Below are 15,586 nucleotides of genomic sequence, written 5' to 3'. Positions count from 1 at the left end.
GCCAAAAAGGTGTTGTATTTATTTAATTTACAACATTTAAATATGCTAAACCAGTATTTGTATTTTATTGTATAATATTTTTATTATACTGTCAAGGTACAAAAATATTCAATTACATAAATAAAAATATAAATTTATTTTTTTGATTCATCCTTTAAAGTATCTTGATTTTTATCTTTTGATTTTACATTTGTAATTAATGGAAGAGAATACTTTTCTCTAATTTTGTTTTCTATTTCAATAAGTATCTCATTATTCTCTTTTAAAAATTGTTTTGCATTCTCTCTTCCTTGACCTAATTTAGAATCATTGTAAGAAAACCAAGCTCCACTTTTTTGAATTATTTCTTCTTTAACTCCAACATCAAGAACATTTCCTTCTCTAGATATACCATGACCATACATTATATCAAATTCTGCTTGTTTAAAAGGTGGTGCTACCTTATTTTTAATAACTTTTACTTTTGTTCTATTTCCAATAATATCTTCACCTTGTTTTATAGAATCTGTTTTTCTAACATCTAATCTAACAGATGCATAAAATTTTAATGCTCTTCCTCCAGGAGTAGTTTCAGGATTACCAAACATTACACCTACTTTTTCACGAAGCTGATTTATAAATATAGCAACACATTTAGATTTATTTATTGAACCTGCAAGTTTTCTAAGAGCTTGAGACATTAGTCTTGCTTGGAGACCAACATGCGAATCGCCCATCTCTCCTTCAATTTCTGCTCTTGGAACTAAAGCTGCAACAGAATCAATTACTACTACATCTACTGCATTAGATCTAACTAATGCTTCTGTAATTTCTAAAGCTTGTTCTCCTGTATCAGGTTGAGAGACTATCAAATTATCAATATCTACACCCAAAGCTTTTGCATAAGTAGGATCTAAAGCATGTTCAGCATCAATAAACGCTGCAGCTCCTCCGTTCTTTTGTGCTTCTGCAACAATGTGAAGAGCAACTGTAGTCTTACCTGAAGATTCTGGCCCAAAAATTTCTATAATTCTACCTCTAGGTACTCCTCCAATTCCTAAGGCTATATCTAAATCTAAACAGCCTGTTGATATTGAATCAAGGTTTAAAACACTGTGTTCTCCTAACTTCATAATAGAACCTTTTCCAAACTGTTTTTCAATTTTATTCATAGCATCTTCAATAGCTTTTAATCTTTCATTATCCATAATATCCCTATGATAGGGTTCACTTCCTTTCTTTTGTACGAACATTTGTTCTATATAATTATATACTAATAATTTTATTTGGTCAACGTTATATTAATAAAAAGTCCATTATATATAGCCTTTATATATAATGGGAACTTTTTATATGATAGCTAAATTATAGCCTTAATTTTCATATAATAATCATTTGTCTATCTTTATTACTTCTTTATTTTTTATAAAATAATCTATTCCTGACAAAATAGTTATTACGACAGCAACATACATAACTATTTTTGAAAAAATTATAAAAAATGTATTGCTATAAGTCAAATTAATTAAACTAAGTATTATAGCTATTATTTGAGTAAAAGTTTTAATTTTTCCCCACCAGCTTGCAGCAATAACAATTCCTTCAGAAGCTGCAATAGAACGTAACCCTGTTACGGCAAATTCTCTTGCAATAATAACCATTGCAATCCATGTTGGTATAATTTTAAATTCCACAAGAGATATTAAAGCTGCTGTCACTAATAATTTATCTGCTAAAGGATCCATGAATTTACCAAATCGAGTTATTTGATTTCTACTTCTAGCTATGTATCCATCAAGTTTATCAGTAAGAGCGGCTAAAATAAATACGGCTGTGGCTATTATTGTTCCATATGGTATTTCTTTAACAGCTATAAAAATTAAAAAAACTGGTACAAGAAAAATTCTAATAATTGTAAGTTTATTTGCAAGATTCATTATATACAACTCCTATTAAATCATATTCTAAAGCTTTTGTTATTTTAATAGGTATTATCTCACCTATTCTAAAATTTTCGTTAGAAGAAAGGAATACATTACCATCTATATCAGGAGCCATTTCATAACTTCTTCCATAATATATTCCATTTTCATATTTTTCAATTAAGACATCATATATATTGCCAATTTTATTTTCATTTAGTTCTCTAGAAATTTGTTGTTGTAAAAGCATTAATTCTTCTTTCCTTAACTTTTTAATATTTTCATCAATTTGATTACTCATAGTTGCAGCCACAGTACCTTCTTCTTGAGAATATTCAAATACTCCAAGTTTATCAAATTTAAAATCTTTTATAAATTTTTTTAATTCATTAAATTCATCCTCAGTTTCTCCTGGAAACCCTACTATTATGGAAGTCCTTAAACAAATATCTTTAATTTCTTTTCGTATCATATTAATATTATTTATTATATCTTCTTTTTTACCTCTTCTATTCATTCTTCTTAAAACACTATTGCTAATATGTTGAATAGGCATATCTATATATTTACAAACTTTTAAATTATTTTTTATTTCTAATATTAATTCTTTTGTAATTTCTTCAGGATATGCATACATCAGTCTTATCCATTCTATGCCCTCTATTTGAGATAGTTTTTTTATTAAAAAAGGAAGTTTTTTTTCATTATATATATCAATGCCATACATAGTAGTATCTTGTGCTACTAATATAAGCTCTTTAACACCATTATTAGCAAGTATTTTAGCTTCGTTAATTATATCTTCAATTTTTCTACTTCTGTATTTACCTCTTATTTTTGGAATTACGCAATAAGTACAAAAATTATTACATCCTTCACTTATTCTTAAATAGGCTAAATGTTTATTTGTAGTTAAAACTCTTTCACCATCATATATAAAATTATCATTATCTTCACAATATAATAATTTATTATTATTTTTTAAAAAAATATCAATACTTTCTAGTAATTTATCATAGTTATTTACTCCTAAAATAATATCTATTTCAGGCATTAGATCTAATAATTCTTCCTTGTAACGTTGACTTAAGCATCCGGTAACAATTAAAATTTTACATTTATATATTTTTTTATATTTAGCCATTTCAAGTATAGTATTTATAGATTCTTGTTTAGAAGATTCTATAAATCCACAAGTGTTAATCAGTATAATGTCTGCTTCCTTAGGATCAATAACTAACTCATACTTTTTGTTTAATTTTGCAATAACAAGTTCTGAATCAATTCTATTTTTATCACATCCTAAACTTATAATACCAAACTTTAGTTTTTTCACAAAATTTCCTCCTATTACTATAATACATATTTATTTTAGTTTTAAATTGAAAAATTAACAAGTTATTTATTAAATAAAATTTATTTATTTTATTTATAGACATATATTTTAAAAGTTACTTTATTTCTTTATAATTAAATTTTTAAAACGAATGTAATTATACATTTAAATTTATTATTCAATTAGAAACTTTATAGTTAAAATTTTCTATATTATTTTTATCCGCTAAAATTTGTCTTGGTTTACTGCCATCTCTAGCAGATATTATTTTTAATTCTTCCATTTGTTCAATAATTCTTGCTGCTCGATTATAACCAATTCTTAATTTTCTTTGAAGCAGAGAAGTAGATGCTTGTCCTGCTTCAAATACTATTTTTATTGCTTCATTTATTAATCCATCAAGTTCTTCAGAATTAGATTTATCTGAAGAATTATCTAATTCTTCTAAAATTTCTGTTTTGTATTCAATTTCTGTTTTTTGATTTTTAATAAACGAAACTACTTTTTCCACTTCTTCTTCAGATATAAATGCTCCTTGAATTCTAATAGGTTTTGATTCGCCAAGAGGATAAAAAAGCATATCTCCTTTACCAAGTAATTTTTCTGCACCAGAACAATCTAAAATTGTTCTAGAATCTATTTGGCTTGAAACAGCAAATGATATTCTAGATGGTATATTTGCTTTTATAACACCAGTAATAACATCAACAGATGGACGTTGAGTAGCAATAACTAAATGCATTCCTGCAGCTCTAGCCATTTGTGCAAGTCTTCCTATATAATCTTCAATATCATTAGGGCAAACCATCATTAAATCTGCAAGTTCATCTATAATTATAACAATCCAAGGGAGTTTATCTCCTAATCCACTTTTAGATATTAATTCGTTATAACCTTCTATATTTCTTACATTGTTATCTGCAAAAAGTTTATATCTTTTTGTCATTTCATTTACAGCCCAGTTTAATGCTCCTGCAGCTTTTTTAGGTTCTGTTACAACTGGTATTAATAAATGAGGGATACCATTATAAATACTAAGTTCAACGACTTTAGGATCTATCATTAAAAGTTTTACTTCTTCAGGGGAATATTTATATAATAAACTAATAATTAAAGTATTGATACATACACTTTTACCTGATCCTGTTGCCCCAGCAATAAGAACATGAGGCATTTTTGTTAGATCTGCCACTACACAATTCCCAGAAATATCTTTTCCAAGACAAAAAGCTAAATTTTTATTTGGACTAATAAATTCCTGTGATTCTATAACCTCTCGAAGGAATACTGGCATTAATTCTTTATTAGGAACTTCTATCCCTACTGCAGATTTTCCTGGTATAGGTGCTTCTATTCTAACTCCTGAAGCCGCTAAATTTAAAGCAATATCATCTGCTAAATTGACTATTTTACTTACCTTTACTCCAGCATTTGGTTGAATTTCAAATCTCGTTACAGAAGGGCCTTTAGCTACTTGTATAACCTTAGCTTCAACTCCAAAACTAATTAAAGTTTCTTCAAGTTTATTAGCACTATTTATAAGTTCTTTTTTGTCTTCCTTATTTAATTTAGAAAAATTATTTATATTTAACAATTCTGAAGAAGGGACAATATATTCTGTTTCTAAATCATTAAAATTTTTATTTATTTGTTCTTCTAGTTCTTTATTTATTTGTTCATTAGAATTTTCATTATTTTGAACAAGTTTATAATCATCTGCATTATTAATCTCAGATGATTTCATAAAATCAATTATTTTTATTTTATTATTAATTTTATTTATAAATTTATCTTTATCTTCCAATACAAAAGAATCATCATTATTAAAATTTTCTTTTGTATCTATACTATTTTTATCATTTTTTTTAATTTTAACTCCTTTTTTAAAACTTAATTTTAAATATATTATAATATTATATAATGAAATTTGCCATATTAATATAAAAGATAAAATATATATAAAAATAAATATAACATAAGAGCCTATTGTTCCAAAAAATTTATTTAATAAAATGTCAATTAAATAACTAATTATTCCACCATGTATAATAGTACTAGAATTATACATTTTAATTATGCCAGATATTACATCATTATCGTAATATCTTTTTAAGTTAATCATTTGAATAGTTAATAAAATATTAAAATATAATAGCAAATATCCGTAAAGTTTATTATTAAAAATAATTTTTCCTTTTTTTATTATATAACAAAAACCTATAAAAATTATAAAAAAAGGGAATATATATGCTCCTACTCCTAATACAAACAAAAAAATTTTTTTTATATATTGTCCTACAATTCCCGAAGAAGAGGAGGAAAATAAACTAATTAAGGATAAAATACCAAAAGTTATATATATTAATCCTTTAATATCATTATTATAATTTTTTTTATTTTTTTTTGTAGTCAAATTATGCACCTCCATACTTTTATATTCTACATAATTAAAAAATATCCTTTAATCATATTTTAAAATTTATTTTAAAAAATAGCATAAAAAAACCACAGATCTAAATCTATGGTTTTTTTGTGCTATTTTTTTTATTACTTATAAGTTCTTCTAATTTTTTTAAAGCTTCACTTATTCCACCTATATCATCAATTAAACCATACTCAACTGCTTGCTTTCCAATAAGTATAGTTCCCATATCATTTAATAATTCATCCGTTTGCAGCATAAGCTCTTTTAATGTTTCCCTTTTTATTCTACTTGTTCTAATTATAAACTCAATAATTCTTTCTTGCATTTTATTAAAATATTCAAATGTTTGAGGTACTCCTATGACTAATCCATTCATTCTAATTGGATGAACTATCATCGTAGCAGTTGGTGAAATAAAAGAATAGTTTGCAGAAGTTGCAAGCGGAACTCCTATTGAATGTCCTCCTCCAATTACAAGTGAAACTGTAGGTTTACTTAAACTTGTAATCATTTCAGCTATAGCTAAACCTGCTTCTACATCTCCACCTACAGTATTTAATATTATTAATACCCCTTCAATTGAAGGATTCGTTTCAATAGCAATTAATTGAGGAATAAAATGTTCATATTTAGTAGTTTTTGTTTGAGGCGGAAGCATTAAATGGCCTTCTATTTGGCCTATAATAGGCAATACTTGAATTCTTTCATCAATTTTTGTTATATTTGTTACTCCTAACTCTTTTATGTTTTCAAAATCTTTTTTATCATTTTCTTCTGACATATTACATTCCTCCCAACACAAATTTAGTTTATGCAGAAGGAGATTTATATATACATGCTTTATCCTAATTTAAATTCTGAATGAAGAACTTTGATAGCATCTTCAGTAAATTTTTCTTCAACTAAACACCAAATAGTTGTATGTGAATCTGAGGTTTGAAGTACTTCTATATTAGCTTTTGTAAGAGCTTTTAGCACTCTTGCCATTACACCTGGAACACCTTTTATATGATTGCCAATTAAAGAAATTTTACTACATTTATAAATGCAACTATATTGTAAATTTAATGTTTTCATTATGTTTTTAAATTTATTTAAATCTTTTTCACTAATAGTAAATATATTTTGCTTTGGAAAAACATTAATTAAATCTATACTTATCATATTTTGTGCAAGTATGTCTAATAGTCTAAAATAGTTATCATTATTTTGGTTCTCATTTAAGCTAACTTTAACTTGAATCCTATTATTCATATAAGTTATTCCAGTTATAATATTATTAAAATTTAAAGAACCTGTATTATTTATTACAGTACCATTACAATTTTTTAATGTATTTTTAATTATTAACGGAATATTTCCCTTCATAGCAATATCTACAGCTCTTGGATGTATAACTTTTGCACCTTCATCAGCAAATTGAAAGACCTCATTATAGCTTATTTCTTTAATTAATGCAGCATCTGATACAATTTTAGGATCAGCTGTCATAATCCCGTCTACATCAGTATATATTTGAATTTCTTCAGCATTTAGAGCTACACCAAGTAAAGATGCAGTAACATCACTTCCGCCTCTTCCTAATGTAGTAATACATCCCGATTCAGTTTGACCTTGAAAACCTGCAACAACAGGTACTTTTTTATTATTAATTATATTTAAAATTTTTTTAATATCAACATTTATTATGGAAGGATTGTTAAAATTATCATCTGTAATAATTCCAGCTTGCCCTCCTGTAAGCGGAATTGCCTCTATCCCTGCGTTATTTAACTCATCACACATAACTACAGTACTTATAATTTCTCCACAACTCATAAGCAAATCTGTAGCTAAAGGATTTTTTTCTTTTAATTCATCACTTATTAATGATAATAAAGTATCTGTTGCATAAGGATCTCCTTTCCTTCCCATAGCAGAAACAACAACAACAGGTTGAAATCCAGTTTTTAAAGCATTTATTATTTTATCGATAACTAATAATCTTCTTTCATGCGTAGATACAGATGTTCCACCAAATTTTTGTACAAGTATTTTCATCATATACCTCCATTACATTCTAGTTCTTTTAAGGGTATTTTCTTCCGCATCTAAGATTATAGTTCTAGAACCAATTTTTTTTATATATTCCCAAGGTACTTCTATAAACTCATTCCCACCAAATAAAGAAAATCTTGTTTTTTGACTATTAAGTATTAAAAATTTTAAATTACCTTCTTCATCTACTACTATATCATTATTACCTAGATAGCTATATTTTTCTCCATCATTAATATTTATTATTTCATATTTTTCCATTTCGCTATAATATTTTATATTATCACTCATAGTTCTCCCCCTTTTAAATAAGGACATTATTATAATAAAATATTATGATAGCTATTAAATTTTTATTACTATTTCCCTGTTGACCCAAATCCACTAATTCCCCTAGTTGTAGAATTAATTTCATTAACTAAGTGGATTTCTGGAATTTCAATTTTATTGAATACCATTTGAGCAATTCTATCACCTCTTTTTACAATAAAATCTTCATTTCCAAAATTTATAACTATAACACTTATTTCTCCACGATAATCCCAATCTATTGTTCCTGGAGTATTTAACAAAGTTATACCATATTTTATTGCTAATCCACTTCTTGGACGTATTTGAGCTTCATATCCTTTAGGAAGCTCAATGCATATACCTACAGGTATTTTTTCCCTTTCAAATGGTTTTATAATAGCAACTTCATTAAGTGCTGCATATAAATCCATGCCAACTGAACCATCTGTCATAAATTTTGGTGTAGGTAAATCTTCAAATCCTCTTACTTTTTTAATTTTTAGAAGCAATCGTATCACCCCTTTATTATATTTATTATTGAATCTAAATTAACACTTTCTCCTACAAAAGCGGAATTTTGTATACCTTTTTTAAATGTTTTTTCCATAACATTATTTAAATTTTCTATGGTTATAATATCTATTTTTTTTATTATATCTTCAGGAGTATCAATTTTATTAAAAAAAAGCATTGATTTGCCATTACTAAACATTCTACTGCTAGTACTTTCTAATCCTAATATGTAACTTCCTTTTAATTGCTCTTTTAATTTAATAAGTTTATCATTTGTAATACTCAAGTTAGAAAATTTATATATTTCTTTTTTTATTAATTCAATAACTTGATTAGAATATCTCGGATTTAAACTTGTATAAATACTTATTATACCTGTATTTTTAAAAGAAGAAATATATGAATATATACTATAACAAATTCCAAGCTCTTCTCTTATTTTTTGAAATAATATTGACGAAGCCCCTCCACCAAACATATTATTTAAAATTAATAAACTATATATATCGTCATTACCTATTTCTAAACCATTAATACCTAAGTTTATGTGCAATTGTTCAATATCTTTTTGCTTAAATAAATGATTTTTTAAAATTTTAGGATATGTATATTGAGTTATTGTTTTAGATTTATAATAAGGCCATTTCCCAAAATATTTATTTACTAAATTTTCTATATTATTTGTAGATATTTTACCAGCTATAGATAATACACAATTTTCTGGAATATAATATGAATGAAGATATTCTAAAAGCTGTTTTTGTGAAAAAGATTTTACTGTTTCTATAGTACCTAAAATAGGCATAGATATAGGATCATCACCCCAAATAGCTTTACTATGAAGATCTGATAAAACATCTTCAGGTAAATCTTCACTCATATTTATTTCTTCAATTATAACCCCCTTTTCTTTTTCTATATCTTCATAATTAAATACACTATTAAAAATCATATCAGATAAAATATCAAAAGAAAGTTCTAAGTGGGTATCTAATACTTTTACATAAAAACAAGTTGTTTCTTTACCTGTAAATGCATTTATTTGTCCTCCTACATCTTCAATACTTTCTGCAATTTGTTTTGCATTTCTTTTTTTAGTTCCTTTAAACAACATATGTTCTATAAAATGAGAAATTCCATTATTATGTTTATCTTCGTTTCTTGAACCGTTTTCTATCCATAAACCAACACTTACTGAATTTACATATTCAATATCTTCAACTACTACTCTAAGGCCGTTATCTAAGATAAAATTTTTATACATTTTATCCTCCTTTCAATATACAAATTTTGTAAAAAATAAAAAGGCAATATTGCCCTTCTATTTTTTTGTTTCATTTTCATTACTTTCTGAATCCTTTATAGCATCTTTTCTAGAAAGATTAATTCTTCCTTGGCCATCAATTTCAGTTACTTTTACCAAAATTTCATCTCCAACAGACACAACATCCTCTACTTTATTAACTCGTTCTACATCTAATTTTGATATATGAACAAGACCCTCTTTGCCTGGAAGTATTTCTACGAAAGCTCCAAAATTTGCTATTTTAGTTACTTTACCTAAGTAAACTTCTCCAGCTTTCACCTCTTTAGTAAGATCGTCAATCATTTTTAATGCTCTTTTTGCACCTACAGCATCATTAGACATAACAAAAATTTTGCCATCTTCTTTTATATCAATTTTAACACCAGTTTCAGATATAATTTTATTTATAGTTTTTCCTCCTGTACCTATAACATCTCTGATTTTTTCTGAGTCAATAGTTATAGTATATACTCTTGGAGCGAAAGGTGATAATTCTTTTCTAGGCTCTGGAATACATTCTTTTATTTTATTTAATATAAATAATCTTGCTTTTTTAGCATCTTCCATAGACTTTTTTATACATTCATTAGATAAACCATGTATTTTTGTATCAACTTGTATAGCTGTAATACCAACTTCAGTTCCTGCTACTTTAAAATCCATATCTCCAAAAAAATCTTCAATTCCTTGTATATCCGTTAATATAACTTCTTCGCTTAAATCTTCACTTGTAACAAGTCCCATAGCTATACCTGCAGCAGGTCTTTTTATAGGAACCCCTGCATCAAGAAGAGCTAATGTACTTCCACATACACTTGCTTGAGAAGTTGATCCATTAGAGCTTAATACTTCTGAAACTAGTCTTATAGTATATGGAAATTCCTCTTCAGATGGTATTAGAGGCTCTAGTGCTTTTTCTGCCAATGCACCATGTCCTATTTCTCTTCTTCCAGGACCTCTTAAAGGCTTTACTTCTCCTACACTATAAGCTGGGAAATTATAATGATGTAAATATCTCTTAAATTCTTCATCACCTAATCCATCTAATATTTGTACATCTCCTAAAGCACCAATAGTTGCTACTGTCAATACTTGAGTTAGCCCTCTAGTAAATAATCCAGTTCCATGTGTTCTAGGTAAAATAGAAACTTCACAACTTATTGGTCTTATTTCATCAAATTTCCTGCCATCGGGTCTTCTCTTCTCTTTTAATATCATATTCCTTACTATATCTTTTTGAATTCTATACACTACATCAGCTATATCTGAATCACTATCAGGATATTTCTCAATAAATTTTTCATTAATTAATTCTTTAATTTTATCCATTGCTTCATTTCGTTTATCTTTATCTATTATATACATAGCATCTTTGATTTGATCAAAAGCAAATTCTTTGATTTCTTGTTCTAATTCTTTATTAACTTCATAAATTTCTGGTACTAACTTTTCTTTCCCTATTTTTTGTGTAACTTCTTCTTGAAACTTAACTATTTTTTTGCATTCTTCAAAGCCAAACATTATTGCATTATACATTACATCTTCAGGAATTTCATCTCCACCTGCTTCAATCATCATAACTCTATCTTTAGTTGCACAAACTGTTAAATTTAAACTACTTTGTTCTCTTTCTTTTAAAGTTGGATTTATAATAAATTTGTCGTTAATTAACCCTACTGATACAGCTCCTACCGGTTCATTATATGGTATGCTAGAAATACATAATGCTAAAGATGCTGCATTAATTGATAATATTTCTGGAAGATTGTCAGGCTCAACAGATAACACAGTACATACAATTTGAACATCATTTCTATAACCTTTAGGGAATAATGGTCTTAATGGTCTATCAATAGCTCTTCCTGCAAGTATAGCCTTCTCTGAAGGTTTACCTTCTCTTTTTATAAACCCTCCAGGAATTTTTCCAACTGCATATAGTCTTTCTTCATATTCAACACTTAAAGGAAAAAAATCAATTCCTTCTCTTGGCTTTTCAGATGCATTCACATTAACAAGTACTACAGTGTCTCCATAACTTACGAGCAAAGCACAATTAGATAACATGCCTACTTTTCCATAATCTACTTTTAATTTTCTACCTGAAACAATAGTTTCAAATATATTACTCATATATTTACCTCCTCTCAATATTTCTTTTTATTATTATCGACTTAATTTTAACATATTATAAATTATAATATGTTAAACCTAATTTTTTAAAACAATAGAGCGGTTTTTAGCCGCTCTATATTTATTATCTTCTTAATCCAAGTTTTTCAATGATATCACGATATCTTTGAATATCTTCCTTCATAAGATAATTTAAAAGACCTCTTCTTTTACCAACCATCATTAAAAGACCTCTTCTTGAATGATGATCTTTTTTGTGTTCTTTTAAATGTTCAGTTAAATGATTTATTCTTTCAGTTAAAATTGCAATCTGAACTTCAGGAGATCCTGTATCCCCATCATGTCTTTTAAAATTTTCAATAATTTCTTGTTTCTTTGCCTTATCCAAAATATACACCTCCAAAAATTATGCCTATATTCCAAGAAATACGTCGGCAATTCAAATTTCTTAGAATAAGGTTCACGAGTGTAATTATAACAGATAAAAATTAGATTGTAAATTGTTTTTTATTTTAAACTCAATATCTTCTATTTTTTGAATTTGCGCAAAATTTTTATCTTTTTCTAATTGTGTAGCTAATTCTTTTATAGAATTAAATTTTATTTCATCTCTTATTCTAGATATAAAATATATATTTATATTTTCACCATAAATATCTTTATTGAAATCCAATATATATGTTTCAACTGAAATATTTTTTTTTGAATTTTCAACTGTTGGATTATATCCTATGCTTGTAATTCCTTTATATATATTTCCTTGGTATTGTATTAAAGTAAAATATACACCTTTTCGTGGTAGTATAATATTAATATTATATTTTAAATTAGCAGTAGGGAAACCAATAGTTCTTCCTATTTGTTTCCCTTTTATAACTTTTCCACCAAGCATGAATGGAATTAAAAGCATTTTATTTGCAGTTTCAATTTCTCCATTTCCTATAAGATTACGTATTCTAGAACTACTAACTATATCTTTATTATAAACTATAGGATTTACTATATATAATTCAAATTTAAACTTTTTACTAAGTTTTTTTAATAATTCGACATCACCATTATTTTTATATCCAAATCTATAATTAAATCCAGCAATTATTCCTTTTACATTATAAAATTTTATCATATTGTAAATAAAATCTTCTGGAGATATTTTCATAAATTCATTGTTAAAATGAACTAAATTTACAATTTCAATTCCTAAGCTTTTTAATATATTTAATTTTGTATAATTATCCATTAATAATTTTGGAGTTTTATTTTTATTTATTATACTTAAAGGATGATTTTTAAAAGTGTAAACCATACTTTTACTGTTATTTAATTTTGATAATTCTATTGCTTTATTAATCAAACTTATATGTCCTATATGTAATCCATCAAAACTTCCTAGCGCAATATATGTTTTTTCTTTTATATATGTTTTAAAATTATCTTCTAATATTATCATAATAAATACTCCTAAATTAATAATTTAGTGATCTTAAATCCTTCATCATCCTTAATCCCTAGTCCAATAAATTTATCATTATCTATATATACCCTGTATAATTTATTAATTTTTATATTACCCAAAATATACTTATTATTTATTTTTACACCATTAATTAAAAGTTTTTCATATTTACTATTAAAAGAAAGTTTTTCATAATTGTTAAGTACTTTATCAATAGGTATTATATAATTAACAATATTTGTATTGTTAATTATATCCAAATGAACTGAATCTTCTAAATTAAAACTACCAGTTTTGATTCTTTCTAAATTCCATAAAGTTGCACCAACATTTAAACTTTTTCCTATATCATTACATAAACTTCTAATATAGGTTCCTTTAGAACATGTTACAGTAAATTTTACAAAAGGAAGTAAAATTTCTCTTATCTTAATATCATATATGAAAACTTTTCGTTTATTTCGTTCAATTATTTTGCCTTCTCTCGCTAATTCGTATAATCTTTTTCCATTAACTTTTAATGCAGAATACATAGGAGGTTCTTGCATTATTTCTCCAATATAAGATAAAATAACTGATTCTACATGTTTTTTATCAATATTTACATTCTTTTGAGAAATTATTTTCCCCTCTTTATCATAAGTATCAGTTTCTATCCCTAAAATTAATTCTGCATTATAAACTTTTGTATCACTCATTATAAAATCAACAATTTTTGTAGCTTTACCAATGCAAATAGGTAGCACACCTGAAGCCAGTGGATCAAGTGTACCAGTGTGACCTACTTTTTTGGTATTGCATACATTCATTATTTTTTTAACTGCTTGAAAAGATGTAATTCCAGAAGGTTTGTAAATATTTATAACTCCATTCATTATATCAACTCTTTTTCTATAGCTTTTATTATTAAATTTTCTGTTTCTTTAAGAGGTTTATTAATTAAAATACCTGAAGCCCTAATATGCCCACCACCTCCAAAATATTCTGCAATTTTTCTAACATCAACAATAGATTTTGAACGAAGGCTTACTTTTGTACCTTTATCCGTTTCTTTTAATAAAACAGTTACTTCAACGGTATCAATGTTTACACCAATTGATATAATATCCGATGTATCTGAAGCTTCAATACCAATTTCATCTAGCATTTCTTTTGTAAGCTTCATTATACATATATTTTTATCTTTTGAAAGATACATTGCATCTATAACTTTCCCATATAACTTTACTCTTTCGAATTTAACATTTTCAAACAGCATTCTATAAATCTCACTATGATCAATGCCTATATCAATAAGTTCTCCTGCTATCTTATGCGTTGTAGAAGTAGTATTTGAATGTTTAAATCCTCCTGTATCAGAAATAATAGATGTATAAAGACATGTAGCCATATCTTTATCTACAGGTACATATAATAATTTAAGAAGTTCATATATTATTTCGCCAACTGCGGCCGAAGTTGGCGAAATATAATTTAAATCTCCATATTTTTCATTAGAAATATGATGGTCAATATTTATCAAAGTGTATTCTTTATTATTTAAATCCAAATTTGCAGAAATTCGTGAAAAATTGCCACAGTCGAGTACAATAATGCAATCTATATTATTAATTTTATAAGAATCAACTGATAATTCTTTAATATAAGGCAAAAAATCATAAATATCTGGTATATTATCATTACAAATTATATATACATTTTTATTTATTTTTTTTAATCCAATCATTAAAGCTAATGCACTGCCTAAAGAATCTCCATCAGGTGAAATATGGAAAGTAATTCCTATATTTTCACTACACTTAATTTTATTAATAATTTCATTAAGCATTTTCATTATTCTCCTTTATTTTTTTTATTAGAGAATCTATATGCATGCCTTTTTCTATAGTATTATCTAATTCAATAATAAGTTCAGGAGTATATCTTAAATTAATTCTGTGTCCTAATTCTCTTCTTAAAAATCCAGCCGAATTTTTTAAAGCAACAATAGAATTGTTTTTATCATCTTCACTACCAAATACACTAACAAAAACTTTTCCATAGCGTAAATCTCGTGTTACTTCAACATTTGTTATACTAATCATAGCAGTTAATCTTGGATCTTTTAGATCATTATGAATTATATTACTTAATTCTCTTTTTATTTCTTCGTTAATTTTACCTCTTCTATAATTAACCACATAATCCTCTC

At 26.1% G+C, this 15,586-nt stretch carries 15 protein-coding genes; all 15 read right to left on the bottom strand.

Annotated elements, in window-relative coordinates; genetic code table 11:
* Positions 1 to 134: 134 nt before the first annotated feature.
* The 15 genes from recA to rbfA all read right to left on the bottom strand — a co-directional run bounded on the left by recA (position 135) and on the right by rbfA (position 15,575).
* Positions 135 to 1,187, bottom strand: coding sequence for a recombinase RecA (gene recA, locus B5D11_RS03390; RefSeq protein WP_078681641.1), 1,053 nt, complete (start codon positions 1,185 to 1,187; stop codon positions 135 to 137).
* A 183-nt stretch (positions 1,188 to 1,370) separates the two neighbouring features.
* Positions 1,371 to 1,916 carry a CDP-diacylglycerol--glycerol-3-phosphate 3-phosphatidyltransferase gene (gene pgsA, locus B5D11_RS03385; RefSeq protein ID WP_078681640.1) on the bottom strand — a complete coding sequence of 182 codons (546 nt, stop codon included), beginning with the start codon at positions 1,914 to 1,916 and terminating at the stop codon, positions 1,371 to 1,373.
* Complete coding sequence (rimO, locus tag B5D11_RS03380; RefSeq protein WP_078681639.1) at positions 1,900 to 3,237, bottom strand: 30S ribosomal protein S12 methylthiotransferase RimO; 1,338 nt, start codon at positions 3,235 to 3,237, stop codon at positions 1,900 to 1,902. Before rimO ends, pgsA begins: the two co-directional genes overlap by 17 nt.
* A gap of 178 nt (positions 3,238 to 3,415) precedes the next feature.
* Positions 3,416 to 5,665, bottom strand: coding sequence for a DNA translocase FtsK (locus B5D11_RS03375; protein WP_078681638.1), 2,250 nt, complete (start codon positions 5,663 to 5,665; stop codon positions 3,416 to 3,418).
* 91 nt (positions 5,666 to 5,756) lie between these two features.
* Entirely contained in the window at positions 5,757 to 6,443 is a 687-nt protein-coding gene (locus B5D11_RS03370) for a ClpP family protease (protein ID WP_078681637.1), read from the bottom strand.
* Between the two features lie 59 nt (positions 6,444 to 6,502).
* Entirely contained in the window at positions 6,503 to 7,702 is a 1,200-nt protein-coding gene (gene dapG, locus B5D11_RS03365; RefSeq protein ID WP_078681636.1) for an aspartate kinase, read from the bottom strand.
* 12 nt (positions 7,703 to 7,714) lie between these two features.
* Positions 7,715 to 7,990, bottom strand: coding sequence for a YlmC/YmxH family sporulation protein (locus B5D11_RS03360; RefSeq protein WP_078681635.1), 276 nt, complete (start codon positions 7,988 to 7,990; stop codon positions 7,715 to 7,717).
* 68 nt (positions 7,991 to 8,058) lie between these two features.
* A complete protein-coding gene (gene dut / locus B5D11_RS03355) occupies positions 8,059 to 8,508 on the bottom strand; it encodes a dUTP diphosphatase (protein WP_207651095.1) in 450 nt (149 codons plus the stop codon).
* Complete coding sequence (locus B5D11_RS03350) at positions 8,505 to 9,767, bottom strand: M16 family metallopeptidase (RefSeq protein ID WP_078681633.1); 1,263 nt, start codon at positions 9,765 to 9,767, stop codon at positions 8,505 to 8,507. Before B5D11_RS03350 ends, dut begins: the two co-directional genes overlap by 4 nt.
* 57 nt (positions 9,768 to 9,824) lie before the next feature.
* Positions 9,825 to 11,939 (bottom strand): polyribonucleotide nucleotidyltransferase, encoded by a 2,115-nt coding sequence (locus B5D11_RS03345; RefSeq protein WP_078681632.1) that lies wholly within the window; start codon positions 11,937 to 11,939, stop codon positions 9,825 to 9,827.
* 124 nt (positions 11,940 to 12,063) lie between these two features.
* Positions 12,064 to 12,327 carry a 30S ribosomal protein S15 gene (rpsO, locus tag B5D11_RS03340; RefSeq protein WP_078681631.1) on the bottom strand — a complete coding sequence of 88 codons (264 nt, stop codon included), beginning with the start codon at positions 12,325 to 12,327 and terminating at the stop codon, positions 12,064 to 12,066.
* Positions 12,328 to 12,411: 84 nt separating this feature from the next.
* Complete coding sequence (locus B5D11_RS03335) at positions 12,412 to 13,389, bottom strand: bifunctional riboflavin kinase/FAD synthetase (RefSeq protein WP_078681630.1); 978 nt, start codon at positions 13,387 to 13,389, stop codon at positions 12,412 to 12,414.
* 11 nt (positions 13,390 to 13,400) lie between these two features.
* On the bottom strand, positions 13,401 to 14,270 hold the full coding sequence (gene truB / locus B5D11_RS03330; protein ID WP_078681629.1) for a tRNA pseudouridine(55) synthase TruB: 870 nt from the start codon (positions 14,268 to 14,270) through the stop codon (positions 13,401 to 13,403).
* On the bottom strand, positions 14,270 to 15,223 hold the full coding sequence (locus B5D11_RS03325) for a DHH family phosphoesterase (protein ID WP_228201956.1): 954 nt from the start codon (positions 15,221 to 15,223) through the stop codon (positions 14,270 to 14,272). The genes truB and B5D11_RS03325 overlap by 1 nt, the downstream gene beginning before the upstream one ends.
* The gene (gene rbfA / locus B5D11_RS03320; protein ID WP_078681627.1) at positions 15,216 to 15,575 is read right to left on the bottom strand and encodes a 30S ribosome-binding factor RbfA; all 360 of its coding nucleotides are present in this window, start codon (positions 15,573 to 15,575) and stop codon (positions 15,216 to 15,218) included. The genes B5D11_RS03325 and rbfA overlap by 8 nt, the downstream gene beginning before the upstream one ends.
* Positions 15,576 to 15,586: the final 11 nt, after the last annotated feature.

The sequence above is a fragment of the Clostridium sp. USBA 49 genome, assembly GCF_900167505.1.
Lineage (GTDB): Bacteria > Bacillota > Clostridia > Clostridiales > Clostridiaceae > Clostridium_AT > Clostridium_AT prolinivorans.
The sequence above is the reverse complement of the archived record's forward strand: the minus strand, read 5'-3'. Positions and strand labels throughout refer to the sequence as shown.